The 14,899-nt window shown below is 41.6% G+C and carries 7 protein-coding genes and 1 pseudogene; 3 read left to right on the top strand and 5 right to left on the bottom strand.

All coding sequences use genetic code 11. From position 1 onward, the window contains the following. Positions 1 to 405: 405 nt before the first annotated feature. Positions 406 to 1,674 (bottom strand): sensor histidine kinase, encoded by a 1,269-nt coding sequence (locus tag PLEUR7319_RS42765; RefSeq protein ID WP_019506631.1) that lies wholly within the window; start codon positions 1,672 to 1,674, stop codon positions 406 to 408. Between the two features lie 354 nt (positions 1,675 to 2,028). Beyond that, positions 2,029 to 2,229 (bottom strand): hypothetical protein, encoded by a 201-nt coding sequence (locus tag PLEUR7319_RS0118050; RefSeq protein ID WP_019506630.1) that lies wholly within the window; start codon positions 2,227 to 2,229, stop codon positions 2,029 to 2,031. Positions 2,230 to 2,589: 360 nt separating this feature from the next. On the opposite strand from PLEUR7319_RS0118050, the gene PLEUR7319_RS0118040 reads away from it, so the two are divergent. From PLEUR7319_RS0118040 to PLEUR7319_RS0118030, 3 genes and pseudogenes are all read left to right on the top strand, one after another. Next, on the top strand, positions 2,590 to 5,526 hold the full coding sequence (locus tag PLEUR7319_RS0118040; RefSeq protein ID WP_019506628.1) for a filamentous hemagglutinin N-terminal domain-containing protein: 2,937 nt from the start codon (positions 2,590 to 2,592) through the stop codon (positions 5,524 to 5,526). A gap of 61 nt (positions 5,527 to 5,587) precedes the next feature. After that, positions 5,588 to 9,074, top strand: a pseudogene (locus tag PLEUR7319_RS40160) (filamentous hemagglutinin N-terminal domain-containing protein). A 61-nt stretch (positions 9,075 to 9,135) separates the two neighbouring features. Continuing rightward, positions 9,136 to 12,054, top strand: coding sequence for a filamentous hemagglutinin N-terminal domain-containing protein (locus PLEUR7319_RS0118030; protein ID WP_019506625.1), 2,919 nt, complete (start codon positions 9,136 to 9,138; stop codon positions 12,052 to 12,054). Between the two features lie 58 nt (positions 12,055 to 12,112). Here PLEUR7319_RS0118030 and PLEUR7319_RS0118025 read toward each other — a convergent pair whose 3' ends face one another. The 3 genes from PLEUR7319_RS0118025 to PLEUR7319_RS0118015 all read right to left on the bottom strand — a co-directional run bounded on the left by PLEUR7319_RS0118025 (position 12,113) and on the right by PLEUR7319_RS0118015 (position 14,729). Then, complete coding sequence (locus tag PLEUR7319_RS0118025; RefSeq protein ID WP_019506624.1) at positions 12,113 to 13,309, bottom strand: NAD(P)/FAD-dependent oxidoreductase; 1,197 nt, start codon at positions 13,307 to 13,309, stop codon at positions 12,113 to 12,115. Continuing rightward, positions 13,275 to 13,667: a hypothetical protein gene (locus PLEUR7319_RS0118020; RefSeq protein ID WP_019506623.1), complete on the bottom strand. Its 393-nt coding sequence runs from the start codon at positions 13,665 to 13,667 to the stop codon at positions 13,275 to 13,277. The genes PLEUR7319_RS0118025 and PLEUR7319_RS0118020 overlap by 35 nt, the downstream gene beginning before the upstream one ends. A 291-nt stretch (positions 13,668 to 13,958) precedes the next feature. Then, positions 13,959 to 14,729: a PAP/fibrillin family protein gene (locus PLEUR7319_RS0118015; RefSeq protein WP_019506622.1), complete on the bottom strand. Its 771-nt coding sequence runs from the start codon at positions 14,727 to 14,729 to the stop codon at positions 13,959 to 13,961. Between the last annotated feature and the right edge of the window lie 170 nt (positions 14,730 to 14,899).

The raw sequence follows: 14,899 nt of genomic DNA, 5'->3' as shown, positions 1-14,899 counted from the left end.
ATACTTGGCGAATTTTAGATTAGCTAGAGTAACTTCTAAAGAACTTGAAAATTGAAAAACACTCAGTATCACCAATGTAGCTATAAATAACCAAGCAAAAATAATTTTTTTTAAGAAGATTGACTATGAATCTTTTTGGTTTTGTCTGCTGATACATCGAAACATTCTGGGTAAATGAGAAATATAGTTTCGGAGATGCAGATTAGTTAATAAGATTTGATAAATTTAAGTTCCGAGGGGAAATTTAGATATTATGTTTTATCATAATTTTTAATTTAATTGAAGTTTATTTTTTATAATTGTGCATCCAATAGAGAAATATTAAAAGAGGAAAAATTCAGGTATTTTTCAGGTACAGTTTTTAATCAATCTACAAATCCTTAAATAACTAGAGTTTTACTAATATTAGGCAAATTGTTGCACTTTTCCTTGATTCTCCCAGACAGACATTCGTGGTTCTGGAATCTCCAAGGCTTTTCGCCTCGATACCGATATTACTTTCTCTTTCTTTATCTCAAATCCTTCTCCTGAACCAATATTTGGTGTTGAATAGTTCACTCTCAAGTCTGGTTTTGAGACTTGTTCCCACCTTTTACCAGAAAGACTTTCTTGCCCACCTGTTTGCAGTTTTACTTCTGGAAGCCAAATCTTCATTCTGTTCTTTCTTGTCTTTTTCAATTCATCAGATGATGATGGCTGAGAACTTGTCTGACCATCTAGCCTCCAACTTCTCTCTAGCAGTGCTTGATTTTCTGTCTCTAAAGTTGCTGCTTTTTCTTCTTGTCTTTCTGGGTTCATAGAAAGAACACGATCATTATTATGTCTTTCTGAAAATTCCTCCTCTTGCTTTGTCTGGGGGCTTGCTTTGATGCAAGAGATTTCGACTTCTATTCGACAGCCGTTTCCTGGTGAAGTCTTGAGCTGAAGATGACCGTTAACACTAGCTACCCTCTCTTGCATTCCTTGAAGTCCAAACCCAGAACGCTTTTGGTTTAAATCAAAACCTTTACCGTTATCTTCTACAGTCAAATAAATTCCTTCTGGGGTACTTTTAAGGTTAATTTGTACTTTTGTGGCTTGTGCATATTTAAAAATGTTGGTCAAAGCTTCTTGGACAATCCGATAAACATTTTGGGCTACTGGAGAGGGAACTGAACCACAGCAACTAATGTTGGTATCAATGTCTAGACCAGTTCCTCTGCGACAATCATCTACTAAAACGTCAATTTTGGCTGCTAGAGGTTTTTCATCTTGAGCATCTTCTCTAAGGCTGCTAATGGATTGACGCACTTCTTTTATGGCTGTCTTTCCTAACTGTTGAGCTTGCGCTAGAAAAGAGTGAGCTTGTTCGGGTTCTTTGTCCCAGAGTTTGAGGGCAGTTTGCATCTGAATGTTTAAACTAGTGAGAGCGTGACCCAAAGAGTCATGGAGTTCCCGAGCAATACGATTACGTTCTTGTATCGTGGCCAGTTCTTCAATCTTCTGAGAATATTGCTGTAACTGTTCGTGAGCATGAGCCAATTTTTGTCGCATCTGACGTTCAGCTCGTACTTGATTAGTTAACTGCGCCACAGAGAGCGCTAAATTATGATTAGAGAAATGGTGTTGGGTATTATTGCTTTGTTGAGTATCTGTGGGAAAAGATAGTGGAGGAGTAAGTTGAGTTTTTAGCATGATATTTTCTTGCTTGGAATCTTCTCGATTTAAAATCTATGTGAGTATTATGCTTCAGGCTTTTAGTCCGTACAAGAGGAAAAATTCAGGTGTTTGTTCAGGCAGAGCCTACTTCTTTTAAGACACAAGGACAAAAACTAGAGAGATTGAACAAAGTCAATTTCAAACTGCTCTAAATTGAAAAAGATACGACGTAAGTGCTCGAAGCCTTAGCGAAAAACACTACATATGGCGAACCGAATCGCCTTTGTGGCTTTCCGTCCATGCTTTGTAATCGCGATCAGTTTTTCCTTAGATAACCATAGATAACCATTGACCAGTAGGATCTGCCCAACATATGCGGAGCGATATCCTTTAGGACAGAACAATGGTTAATAAAGTAAATAGACGACTAAGGCGTTCAAAATCAATCAAGTGAGTATCTTCGAGGTTAAAGCCACGACTTTTAATTACCTGGGTTTTATTAAGTCGATATTTGCCAACTGTTTGACCTTTAACGACAGGAATTTGGGATGAATTTCCTTCGTAACGATTGTCTAAAAGAGTAAATTGCATAAGAGATGCTCCCTGGCTCAATTCCTACTTCTCTCTACATCTATGTTTAATAATAGTTTGATTAAATACCTATCAATATCATAAAATTCATCCCAGAATTCATAAAAAAACTCATGAAAAAATATGGGCGTTGTTCAACAACGGTTCGCATTCTTGAAAGTAGATTGTCTCAGTGATGGACAACATCATCTCCCGACTCTTATTGTTTTTTCTCATCTCAAAATTGGTCAATCAGAACTACTTAAGAGAAAGCGAAGCGGAAAGGTGGGAGCGTCAAGATTATGCCAAGCGTTGGGGGATCGAAACTACTGATTTAAACTGTATAATCAAAACCAAATTGACCATCAGAAGTATCTTTAAATGAAACCTTGCTCTTCAATACTCTTAGGGTTTTTTCTGGGTAGTGTGTTTATCGCCCCCGTTCAAGCACAAATCAGTCCAGATCGCACGACCAATACCACTGTAACTCCAATAGATAATGGGATCAGAATCGACGATGGCGATCAGGCTGGAGGCAATTTATTTCATAGTTTTGAGCAGTTTTCCGTACCCAATGGCAGCGAAGCCTTTTTTAATAATGCCAACGACATAGTTAATATCTTTTCTCGTGTCACCGGGGGAAGTATCTCTAACATTGATGGTTTGATTCGAGCCAATGATACTGCTAATTTATTTTTGATTAACCCAGCAGGAATTATCTTTGGGAAAAATGCGTCTTTAAATATTGGTGGTTCTTTTTTAGGCAGTACTGTCAGTAGTATTTTGTTTTCTGATGGGATTGAATTTAGTGCTACCGATTCCGAGAATCCGCCTTTATTAACCATTAATGCGCCTCTAGGATTAGGTTTAGAAGATAATCCTCGGCAAATAGTCAATCGTTCAGTTGTCGAAAATAGCGCAGAAGAAGTTGTCGGTTTAGAAGTTGCCCCAGGAAATGATCTGGCTTTGATTGGCGGTCAGATTGATTTTGAGGGAGGTCAAGTTACTGCTATGGGGGGAAACATAGAATTAGGTGGTTTATCAGTCGCAGGAACAGTAGGTATTAATTCTGATGGTAGCTTTAGTTTTCCTGAAGGAGTAACCCAAGCAGATATCAATTTGAGCAATGGTGCGGATGTAGATGCCAGGGGAGCAGGTGGAGGAAATATTACCGTTAACGCTGGTAACTTAAATTTAGCAGCAGGAGAATTCCGTAAAAGTTTTATTCGAGCAGGAATTAGACCTGAATCGACATCTGCCGAGGCACAAGCAGGAAATGTGACTATCGATGTGGCTGAAAAGATCACTCTGAATGATAGTCGTATTACTAATCGAGTTGAGTCTGGTGGAGTGGGTAATTCAGGCAGAATCGTGATTAATACTGGTTCAATTGAAGCAATCAATGGGGGAGATATTGATGCTAGTACAGGAGGTCAAGGGAATGCCGGAACTGTTGAGCTTACTGCCACAGGAGATATAACTATTGATGGTGAAGAGTCAGAAGGTTTTCCTAGTGGTGTTTCTAGTGCGGTTAATCCAGGTGCAGAAGGAGATGCAGGGGGAGTGACTATCTCCACTAATAATCTGACTCTAACCAAGGGGGCAAGAGTTGTTGTTAGTACTTTTGGTCGAGGGAATGCCGGAACTGTCGAGCTTACTGCTACCGGAGACATTACTATTGATGGTGAAACTTCACAAGGTTTTCCTAGTGTTGTTTCTAGTCAGGTTGCTCCAGGTGCAGAAGGAGATGCGGGGGGAGTGACTATCTCCACTAATAATCTGATTCTAACCAATGGAGGACAAGTTGATGCTACTACTTTTGGTCAAGGGAATGCCGGAACTGTTGAGCTTACTGCCACAGGAGATATAACTATTGATGGTGAAGAGTCAGAAGGTTTTCCTAGTGGTGTTTCTAGTGCGGTTAATCCAGGTGCAGAAGGAGATGCAGGGGGAGTGACTATCTCCACTAATAATCTGACTCTAACTAATGGGGGAAGAGTTGATGCTACTACTTTTGGTCGAGGGAATGCCGGAACTGTTGAGCTTACTGCCACAGGAGATATAACTATTGATGGTGAAACTTCACAAGTTTTTCCTAGTAGTGTTTCTAGTGCGGTTAATCCAGGTGCAGAAGGAGATGCAGGGGGAGTGACTATCTCCACTAATAATCTGACTCTAACCAAGGGGGGAAGAGTTGATGCTACTACTTTTGGTCAAGGGAATGCCGGAACTGTTGAGCTTACTGCCACAGGAGATATAACTATTGATGGTGAAGAGTCAGAAGGTTTTCCTAGTGGTGCTTCTAGTGCGGTTAATCCAGGTGCAGAAGGAGATGCAGGGGGAGTGACTATCTCCACTAATAATCTGACTCTAACCAAGGGGGGAAGAGTTGATGTTAGTACTTTTGGTCAAGGGAATGCCGGAACTATTGAACTTACTGCTACCGGAGACATTACTATTGATGGTGAAACTTCACAAGGTTTTCCTAGTGGTGCTACTAGTATGGTTGATTCAGATGCAGAAGGAGATGCTGGAGGTATTACCATCTCTGCTACCAATTTGACTCTTACCAATGGGGGACGAGTTGTTGCTAGTACCTCAGGTCAAGGTGAAACTGAGAATAGTGGCAACATCAATCTCCGCGCCGATAATATTTTTCTACTGGATAACAGTTTGATATCAGCAGAAGCTCTTAATAATAGTGCTAATGGCGGTAATATTGATATTGATGCTGGTTTTGTGGTTGCTTTCCCCAACCAAAACAACGATATTATTGCTAATGCGGCACAAGGAACGGGGGGCAACATTAATATTTCTACTAATTCAATTTTTGGAATCGAAGAAAGAAGTTCGCTACCTGCTAATGAAACAAATGACATAGATGCTAGTTCAGAATTTGGCTTAGATGGAACGATCGCCATTAATCAACTAGATGTTAATCCCGTCGAGGCATTGGAAGAGTTACCCATGTCTCTGATCGATGTAGTGGGATTAGTAGCGCAAAATCTCTGTCAGCAAGGAAAAGGAAGTGAATTTATTGTCACAGGTAAAGGTGGTGTAGCGCCAAATCCAAGTCAAGTCAGGGAGGGGGAGATTAGTGACGTAGATTTGGTAGCACCTGCAACTGGGGAAGAATCAGAAAAAGTCGAGACAGTGAAGGGAACAGGGGCAGATAAAGAAATAGAGGAAGAGAAAGAAATTGTTGAGGCTCAGGGATGGATAATCAACGATCGCGGTAAGGTAGAGTTAGTGGCTCAGAAGACTGATGTGAATGGTGCTTCCCCACAACCTAAAAATGACAAAATATGTCGGCGTTGAGCCAATAGTACTGATTTAATCTGTATAATCAAAACCAAATTGACCATCAGAAGTATCTATAATGAAACCTTGCTCTTCAATACTCTTAGGGTTATTTCTGGGTAGTGTGCTTATCGCCCCCGTTCAAGCACAAATAAGTGTTGATCGCACGACCAATACCACAGTAACTCCGATTGATAATGGCATCAGAATCGACCAGGGCGATCGGGCTGGAGGCAACTTATTTCATAGTTTTGAGCAGTTTTCTGTCCTCAATGGCAGCGAAGCCTTCTTTAATAATGCTAATGATATCGTTAATATCTTTTCTCGTGTCACAGGAGGAAATATATCTAACATTGATGGTTTGATTCGAGCCAATGGTAGTGCGAATTTATTTTTGCTTAACCCTGCAGGAATTATCTTTGGGCAAAATGCCTCTTTAAATATCGGTGGTTCATTTTTGGGCAGTACTGCCAGTAGCATTTTATTTCCTGATGAAATTGAATTTAGTGCTACCGATTCCGAGAATCCGCCTTTATTAACCATTAATGCGCCTCTGGGATTAGGTTTAGAAGATAATCCTGGAGAAATAGTCAATCGTTCAGTTGTCGAAAATAGTTTAGAAGAAAACGTCGGATTAGAAGTTGACCCAGGAAATAATCTGGCTTTGATTGGTGGTCAGATTGATTTTGAGGGTGGTCAAGTTACTGCCATGGGGGGAAACATAGAATTAGGTGGTCTATCAGTCGCAGGAACAGTGGGAATTAATGAAGACGGTAGCCTCAGCTTTCCTGAAGGAGTAACCAAGGCAAATATCAATTTGAGCAATGCTGCGGATGTAGATGCCAGGGGAACAGGAGGAGGAAGTGTGACCGTTAATGCTGGTAACTTAAATGTAGCAGCAGGAGAATTCGGTAGTAGTTTGATTAGCGCAGGAATTAGAGCTGAATCGACATCTGCTGAGGCGCAAGCAGGAGATGTGACTATCAATGTGGCTGAAAAGATAACTCTGAATGATAGTCGTATTACAAATCGAGTTGAGTCTGGTGGAGTGGGTAATTCAGGCAGAATCGCGATTAATACTGGTTCAATTGAAGCAATCAATGGGGGAAGCATTTCTGCTAGTACTTTTGGACAAGGAAATGCCGGTTCGGTAGGTATTACTGCTACAGGAAACATTATTTTTGATGGTGAAACTTTAGGAGGTACTGATAGTAGTGGTGCTTTTAGTCAGGTTGCTCCAGGTGCAGAAGGAGATGCCGGAGGTGTGACCATCTCTACTACTAATCTGACTTTAACCAATGGGGGAAGCATTTCTGCTAGTACTTTTGGACAAGGAAATGCCGGTTCGGTAGGTATTACCGCTACAGGAAACATTATTTTTGATGGTGAAACTTTAGGAGGTACTGATAGTAGTGGTGCTTTTAGTCAGGTTGGTTCAGATGCAGAAGGAGATGCCGGAGGTGTGACCATCTCTACTACTAATCTGACTTTAACCAATGGGGGAAGCATTTCTGCTAGTACTTTTTGAACAAGAAATTGCCGGTTCGGTAGGTATTACCGCTACAAGAAACATTATTTTTGATGGTGAAACTTTAGGAGGTACTGATAGTAGTGGTGCTTTTAGTCAGGTTGGTTCAGATGCAGAAGGAGATGCCGGAGGTATGACCATCTCTACTAATAATCTGACTGTGACTAATGGGGGACAAGTTGATGCTACTACTTTTGGTCGAGGGAATGCCGGAACTATCGATATTACCGCTACAGGAGACATCACTTTTGATGGTGTTGGTAGTGGTGCTTTTAGTGAGGTTGGTTCAGATGCAGAAGGAGATGCCGGAGGTATGACCATCTCTACTAATAATCTGACTGTGACTAATGGGGGACAGGTTTCCGCTAGTACAGGAGGTCGAGGGAATGCCGGAACTGTCGATATTACCGCTACAGGAGACATCACTTTTGATGGTGAAAATTTACAAAATTTGGCTAGTGGTGTTGCTAGTCAGGTTTTTTCAGGTGCAGAAGGAGATGCCGGAGGTGTGACCATCTCCACTAATAATCTGACTGTGACTAATGGGGGGCAGGTTTCCGCTACTACTTTTGGTCAAGGGAATGCCGGAACTGTCGATATTACCGCTACAGGAGACATCACTTTTGATGGTGAAAATTTACAAAATTTGGCTAGTGGTGTTACTAGTCGGGTTAGTTCAGACGCAGAAGGAGATGCCGGGGGGGTGACTATCTCCACTAATAATCTGACTCTAACCAATGGAGGAAGAGTCTCTGCTACTACTAATGGTCAAGGAAATGCCGGAACTGTCGATATTACCGCTACAGGAGACATCACTTTTGATGGTAGTGGTGTTACTAGTCTGGTTAGTTCAGACGCAGAAGGAGATGCCGGGGGGGTGACTATCTCCACTAATAATCTGACTCTAACCAATGGGGGACAAGTTACTGCTAGTACTTTTGGTCGAGGGGATGCGGGAAACTTGACAGTGACAGCTTCAGAATCCATTGAATTGGTTGGGTCAAATGGTTCATTTCCTAGTGGTTTATTTGCTAATACTATTGAAGGTAATGGCAACGGTGGCAATTTATCCATAGCTACTGACCAATTAATCCTTCGAGATCAAGCAGTAATCACTGTGGGTAATTTTCAAAAAGTGGTTGAAGGAGGACCAGAACCACTTCCCCCAGGAACAGGTGCTGCTGGTAATCTGGAAATTAATGCTGGCTCGGTGGAAGTAAGTAATCAAGGCGAGATCGATGCCAATAATGCTAATGGCATTGGTGGGAATCTCACGCTGAATACAGATTCTTTAACTCTGGAGAATGAAGCATCTATTTCTGCTTCAACTACTGCCGAACAAGGTCAAGGGGGTATTATGACTTTAAATATTGATGATTTCTTACTCCTGCGCGATCGCAGTCGGATATCGGCAAGTGCAGACCGTGGTGCTAATGGCGGCAATATCAATATTAATGGGGGGTTTGTGGTTGCTTTCCCCAACCAAAACAACGATATTATTGCGAGTGCAGTACAAGGGAGAGGGGGGAATATTAATATTACTAACAATGGTCTTTTTGGGATTGAAGAACGTCCTCTCGATCCTGTTACCAATGATATTAATGCTAGTTCAGAATTTGGCTTAGATGGAACGATCGCCATTAATCAACTGGATGTTAATCCCGTCGAGGCATTGGAAGAGTTACCCATGTCTCTGATCGATGTAGTGGGATTAGTAGCGCAAAATCTCTGTCAGCAAGGAAAAGGAAGTGAATTTATTGTCACAGGAAAAGGTGGTGTAGCACAAAATCCAAGTCAAGTCAGGGATGGGGAGATTAGTGACGTAGATTTGGTAGCACCTGCAACTGGGGAAGAATCGGAAAAAGTCGAGACAGTGAAGGAAGCAGGGGCAGATAGAGAAATAGAAGAAGAAACAGAAATTATTGAGGCTCAGGGATGGATAATCAACGATCGCGGTAATGTAGAGTTAGTTGCCCACAAGACTGATGTGAATGGTGCTCCGCCACAGCCTAAAAATGACAAAATATGTCGCCGTTGAGCTAACAGTGCTGATTTGAGCTGTATAATCTAAACCAAATTTACCATCAGAAGTATCTATAATGAAACCTTGCTCTTCAATACTCTTAGGGTTTTTTCTGGGTAGTGTGTTGATCACCCCCGTTCAAGCACAAATCAGTCCAGATCGCACGACCAATACCACAGTAACTCCGATTGATAATGGCATCAGAATCGACGAAGGCGATCAAGCAGGAGGCAATTTATTTCATAGTTTTGAGCAGTTTTCTGTACCCAACGGCAGCGAAGCTTTCTTTAATAATGCCAATGATATTGCTAATATCTTTTCTCGTGTCACTGGGGGGAATATCTCTAACATTGATGGTTTGATTCGAGCCAATGGTAGTGCGAGTTTATTTTTGCTTAATCCTGCGGGAATCATCTTTGGGCAAAATGCCTCTTTAAATATTGGTGGTTCATTTTTGGGCAGTACTGCCAGTAGCATTTTGTTTCCTGATGGGATTGAATTTAGTGCCAACGATTCTGAGAATCCGCCTTTATTAACCATTAATGCGCCTCTAGGATTAGGTTTAGAAGATAATCCAGGGCAAATAATCAACCGTTCCTTAGGGCAAAATAGCAATCAAGAAGTTGTCGGTTTAGAAGTTGCCCCAGGAAATAATCTGGCTTTGATTGGCGGTCAGATTGATTTTGAGACGGGTTGGGCTACCGCCAGAGGGGGAAATATTGAATTAGGAGGATTATCTCAAGCGGGAACTGTAGGAATTAATTCTGATGGTAGCCTCAGCTTTCCTGAGGGAGTAACCAAGGCAAATATTAATTTGAGCAATGCTGCGGATGTAGATGTCAGAGGAACAGGGGGAGGGAGTATTACCGTTAATGCTGGTAACTTAAATTTAGCAGGTATTAGTTTGATTAGCGCAGGAATTAGAGCTGAATCGACATCTGCCGAGGCACAAGCAGGAGATGTGACTATCGATGTTGCGGAAAAGATCACTCTGAATGAAAGTCGTATTACTAATCAAGTTGCTTCTGGTGGAGTGGGTAATTCAGGCGGGATCGCGATTAATACTGGTTCAATTGAAGCAATCAATGGGGGAGATATTGATGCTAGTACTTTTGGTCGAGGTGATGCCGGAACTGTGGATCTTACCGCTACTGGAGATGTAACTATTGATGGTGAAACTTCAATTGGTATTCCTAGTGGTGCTTTTAGTCAGGTTGCTTCAGATGCAGAAGGAAATGCCGGAGGTGTGACCATCTCCACTAATAATCTGACTGTGACTAATGGGGGACAGGTTTCCGCTAGTACAGGAGGTCGAGGGAATGCCGGAACTATCGATATTACCGCTACTGGAGACATTACTTTTGATGGTGAAACTTTAGATGGCTCTGATAGTAGTGGTGCTTTTAGTCAGGTTAATCCAGGTGCAGAAGGAAATGCAGCAGGTGTGACCATTAGTACTACTAATCTGACTCTGACCAATGGAGGAGTAGTCTCTGCTAGTACTTTTGGTCGAGGGAATGCAGGTTCGGTCGATATTACCGCTACCGGAGACATTACTATTGATGGTGAAACTTCAGACGGTTTTGTTAGTGGTGCTGCTAGTCAGGTTGCTCCTGGTGCAGAAGGAGATGCAGAAGGGGTGACTATCTCCACCAATAATCTGACTCTAACCAAGGGGGGACAATTTTCTGCTAGTACTTTTGGTCGAGGGGATGCAGGTTCGGTCGATATTACCGCTACTGGAAACATTATTTTGACTGGTGAAAGTTCACAAGGTATTCCTAGTGGTGCTACTAGTCTGGTTAGTTCAAATGCAGAAGGAGATGCAGGAGGTGTGACTATTTCTACTAATAATCTGACTCTAACCAAGGGGGGAAAAGTTGATGCTAGTACTTTGGGTCGAGGTAATGCCGGAACAGTCGATATTACCGCTACTGGAGATATAACTTTTGATGGTCAAACTTCAGAAGGTATTCCTAGTGGTGCTACTAGTGGGGTTAGTTCAAATGCAGAAGGAAATGCAGCAGGTGTGACCATTAGTACTACTAATCTGACTCTGACCAATGGGGGACGAGTTGATGCTAGTACTTTTGGTCAAGGGAATGCCGGGACTGTGGATATTTTCGCTACTGGAGATGTAACTTTTGATGGTCAAACTTCAGAAGGTTTTTCTAGTGGTGCTACTAGTGGGGTTAGTTCAGATGCAGAAGGAGATGCGGGAGGTATTACCATCTCTGCTACCAATTTGTTTTTGGCTAATGGACGAGTTGTTGCTAGCACTTCAGGTCAAGGTGAAACGGATAATAGTGGCAACATCAATCTCCGCATTGCTGATACTATTGTTCTACGGGATGAAAGTTTAATTTCAGCAAGAGCTTTCAATAGTGCTAATGGCGGTAATATTGATATTGATGCTGGTTTTGTGGTTGCTTTCTCCGACCAAAACAACGATATTATTGCTAATGCGGCACAAGGAACGGGGGGCAACATTAATATTTCTACTAATTCAATTTTTGGAATTGAAGAACGTCCTCTCGATCCTGTTACCAATGATATTAATGCTAGTTCAGAATTTGGCTTAGATGGCGCGATCGCCATTAATCAACTAGATGTTAATCCCGTCGAAGCATTGGAAGAGTTGCCGATGTCATTAATCGATGTGGTGGGATTAGTAGCGCAAAATCTCTGTCAGCAAGGAAAAGGAAGTGAATTTATCGTCACAGGAAAAGGTGGTGTAGCGCCAAATCCAAGTCAAGTAAGGGATGGGGAAATTAGTACCGTAGATTTGGTAGCACCTGCAACTGGGGAAGAATCGGAGAAAGTTGAGACAGTGAAGGAAGCAGGGGCAGATAGAGAAATAGAGGAAGAAAAAGAGATTATTGAGGCTCAGGGATGGATAATTAACGATCGCGGTAAGGTGGAGTTAGTGGCTCAGAAGACTGATGTGAATGGTGCTCCGCCACAGCCTAAAAATGACAAAATATGTCGCCGTTGAGCTAACAGTGCTGATTTGAGCTGTATAATCTAAACCAAATTTACCATCAGAAGTATCTTTAAAACGGTAGATTATACCCATAAAGCCAGTCCGAAAAAGCCTTTTGACCAATTTGGGCTTGTTCTGGCACTGCTGCAAATGATTTATTAAAAAACCGTTTTGGACTTAGGAAAGGATTGAACATTTGAGCGGCAGAAAACAGCGTGCGATATTGCACAATAGTGGTGCGCTCGATACGACTTTTTTCGTAATATTCTAAAGCCTCTCCCAGATCGCCATAATTAGATAAACAAGCAGACAATTCCCACACATCTTCAAATGTGGTATTAGTGCCTTGTCCAAGATGAGGTCCCATATAATGGGCTGCATCTCCCACTAAAATTACTCTGTTGTCACCCCATTTGGGCAAGATTAGGGGCTTGCCAACTGGTCTCTCCACGATGATATCTGCATCCGTTAGGTCAATAACTTTTTGCACTACAGGATGCCATTTTGCCAGTTCTTGAATAACTCGTTCTTTAACTTCTTGGGCATTCTGGGATCGATGGCTTGTTTCAGAAAGCATCTCCAGCGACCAGGAAATATACCCATCTCCATTATCCATAACTAGAAATATCTTTCCTTTATTGGCAAACACGGTTGCTTGATGAGGAGGCAATAAACGATGTTGATATTTCAGTACCCCGCGCCAAGTCATCCAACCGCTATAGGTCGGGTTTTCAACCCCAAACAACTGTTTACGAACAACAGAGCGAATACCATCTGCACCAATAAGTAAATCGACGGTTGCAGCTTTATTATTTTCAAAGCAAAGCGTGACACTCTGATGATTTTGTTCAAAGGCAATTAATCGATGATCGAGATGAAAGTTATCTGGTGGCAGTTGAGATCTCAGAATTTCCTGTAGGTGAAACCAACGAATCGCCATAAACGGCTGATCGTATTTGTCGCCAAATATGCGTTGGGTGATGATCGGCCATCCTCTTTTAGATGTTCTGACTTTGAATCGTTTAATTTGAGAACCTTGTAGTTTGAGTTGCCGAGCGATATCTGGAGCGATCGCTGCTAAACTTCTTAATCCGTTAGGGGACAGAGTCAGTCCTGCGCCAATAGGTCGAAATGCTCTGGCTCGATCATAAATGTGGACTTCAATACCTTGTTGTTTTAGGGCGATCGCTGTGGCTAATCCAGCAGGACCTGCCCCGATGATACCGACTTTTTTAAGGTAGGTTTGAGAGTTCTTTAAATTGCTCATCTACGGGTCTATTTTCAGATAGTGTATTAAACATTTGGCAATCAATGAAGTGATTTAAAGGTTGTAATAGTTGATCGATAATGGGATCGTCAGACCTTAGTCTTCCTTCATTAGTAACTTGGCATTTGTTCCACCACTGTGAATCCCTTTGAGAAAGTGATTTCAACAAACTTAGATAAGGTGTCTTATGGTCATTGCTCCCTCGATCATTTGAGGGGAAGTAGTCAAGCTTTTTCATCGCCGAACAGCAGATTCGCACATAGGAGATTGCTTTTAGGCAGAGAGGAATATCTGGAGCAAAAAGTTTTCTCCTAGCAAAGGCGAGTTGGTTAAGAACCCTTTGGTCGTCCGTCAACATAAAATTGCCCTCCAATTCGATTTAAGTTAAGGTTTTCTGATGAAAGTATTTCTTGTTTTCTGAAAGTCTGTTCTTATCTTTAAAGCTATTAGCTATTAGCCTTTAGCCTTTAGCTCTAAAGTGAGAAGATTAAATGTCTTGTAGCTAACAACTATGGGTCTACGACCACCGCCAAAACGAAGTTTGGCGGCATATCATTCAGTGGCGGGTCACAATCTCCCACTGAATACAAATGACAATGTCAACAGTTAACTTAAGCTAATTGCTAACAGCTAACAGCTATTGAAGAAATCAAACTTCTCGTTGACACACTAAGACTGACTTTCGATTTCCCTGGGTAATTCGCAACTCTTCATCTAGATAAAGTAATTTCAATTTGCCTTTGGGTGATTTATCGATCGCAAAGGATTGTTTTCCTGTTGTTGGATCGATCGCAGATACTTGACTCATACTGAACATTTTCTGCACCAACCAAAATGTCAGACGCTCTAATAAGGAAATCTGGGACTTTGTTTGACTACTACCAAATATCTCCAACCATTGTTTAATCTGTTCTCGATCGCTATCAACGGCAGGGATTAATTCTCCGCCAGTAAACATTACTTGCAATGTATCGTCTTCGACAGGAGAGCAAACTGCCAGATTTTTAACTACTCCTTGAAGTTCGGGAAAATTTTCGTCGATAATTTTGAACTCCACTACGATATCGTAGCTATAATCATTTTCTTGTTCTTTAAAAAAGATTGGTTGGGAAACTCGCTCTATGGCAACTCGAAGATTAGCAGGTTCAAACTTATTAAATGCTAATCTGCCCAAAGTATAGACATATCTGTTGGCTTCATCTGATAGTTTGCCAGGAAAATTGGGCGCACTAATCAGTATCCAATTACCTTCTAACAAGGTTTGATTCTGGGCTGGGTTTGGTGTGGGATTAAGAGAAGATAACAGAGCGATCGCTTCTGCTACCGCGATCTCTTTTGTATCACCATTATGAGTGGCTAAGGCTGTTTTCAGATCTGCTTTTGCTTTTTCCCTTTGAGCATCTATGCTGTCTGTATTCATAGTTATTATGTTGAGCTTATTTGAAAATATCTATCAATGCTCGATTACTCCAATCTTATAAATTCTCAGATAAGCAAACATCTGAAAAAAGTCTCGAATTGGTCATCAACGAAAGAAATAGGCACTCTCTAACTTTCGCTGATTCATTAGGTAGATCTTCTTAAGACTAA

Source organism: Pleurocapsa sp. PCC 7319, from assembly GCF_000332195.1.
Taxonomy (GTDB): domain Bacteria; phylum Cyanobacteriota; class Cyanobacteriia; order Cyanobacteriales; family Xenococcaceae; genus Waterburya.
The sequence above is the reverse complement of the archived record's forward strand: the minus strand, read 5'-3'. Positions and strand labels throughout refer to the sequence as shown.

Excerpts from the sequence above, each read along its gene's own strand:
- PLEUR7319_RS42765 (WP_019506631.1), bottom strand. The coding sequence starts at position 1,674 with ATGCTAAAAACTCAACTTACTCCTCCACTATCTTTTCCCACAGATACT.
- PLEUR7319_RS0118050 (WP_019506630.1), bottom strand. The coding sequence starts at position 2,229 with ATGCAATTTACTCTTTTAGACAATCGTTACGAAGGAAATTCATCCCAA.
- PLEUR7319_RS0118040 (WP_019506628.1), top strand. The coding sequence starts at position 2,590 with ATGAAACCTTGCTCTTCAATACTCTTAGGGTTTTTTCTGGGTAGTGTG.
- PLEUR7319_RS0118030 (WP_019506625.1), top strand. The coding sequence starts at position 9,136 with ATGAAACCTTGCTCTTCAATACTCTTAGGGTTTTTTCTGGGTAGTGTG.
- PLEUR7319_RS0118025 (WP_019506624.1), bottom strand. The coding sequence starts at position 13,309 with ATGAGCAATTTAAAGAACTCTCAAACCTACCTTAAAAAAGTCGGTATC.
- PLEUR7319_RS0118020 (WP_019506623.1), bottom strand. The coding sequence starts at position 13,667 with ATGTTGACGGACGACCAAAGGGTTCTTAACCAACTCGCCTTTGCTAGG.
- PLEUR7319_RS0118015 (WP_019506622.1), bottom strand. The coding sequence starts at position 14,729 with ATGAATACAGACAGCATAGATGCTCAAAGGGAAAAAGCAAAAGCAGAT.